We start from the raw sequence: 522 nt of genomic DNA, 5'->3' as shown, positions 1-522 counted from the left end.
CGCGCCGGAAAACAGCAGATCGCCCAGGCCACGCCAGCCAAGGTGCCGCTGGACCGCGTCGCGCGGCCGGACGAGATGGCCGGGCCGGTGGTATGGCTCGCGTCGGACGCCTCGTCCTATGTGACCGGGGCAATCATCTCGGTCGATGGGGGCGTGGTCGCGCAATAGCCGACCGCCATGCCGGTGAGGAGGCCCCGATCCGGAGCCCCCTCAGTCGGCGAAGGGATCGGGCGGAATCTCGCTCGAGAGATCGATCACGACGGTCTTGGTCTCGGTGAATTCGCGCATTGCGTCGAAGCCGTTTTCGCGCCCGATCCCGCTCAGCTTGAACCCGCCATAAGGCAGCATGAAATGCACCGGGCGGAAGGTGTTGACCGAAACCAGCCCGGTTTCGATCCGTCCCGCGACGCGGTGCGCGCGGGACACGTCCGACGTCCACAGCCCCCCGACCAGCCCATAATCGCTGTCGTTGGCCAGGGCGATTGCCTCCTCTTCGCCATCGAACGGCATCACCGCCACGAC

2 protein-coding genes are annotated in these 522 nt (G+C 67.0%); one reads left to right on the top strand and one right to left on the bottom strand.

Annotation, left to right across the window (positions count from 1 at the left end; genetic code table 11):
- Nucleotides 1–18 precede the first annotated feature (18 nt).
- The gene (locus U1737_RS20625; RefSeq protein ID WP_332798092.1) at nt 19–168 is read left to right on the top strand and encodes an SDR family oxidoreductase; all 150 of its coding nucleotides are present in this window, start codon (nt 19–21) and stop codon (nt 166–168) included.
- A 42-nt stretch (nt 169–210) separates the two neighbouring features.
- Here the strand turns inward: U1737_RS20625 and U1737_RS20620 are convergent.
- A partial coding sequence (locus tag U1737_RS20620) for an aldehyde dehydrogenase family protein (RefSeq protein WP_332798091.1) occupies nt 211–522 on the bottom strand: 312 nt, incomplete at its 5' end.

Source organism: Sphingomonas fucosidasi, assembly GCF_036663855.1.
Lineage (GTDB): Bacteria > Pseudomonadota > Alphaproteobacteria > Sphingomonadales > Sphingomonadaceae > Sphingomonas > Sphingomonas faeni_B.
Note: the sequence above shows the minus strand (reverse complement) of the source record. Positions and strands in the feature narration are given on the sequence as shown.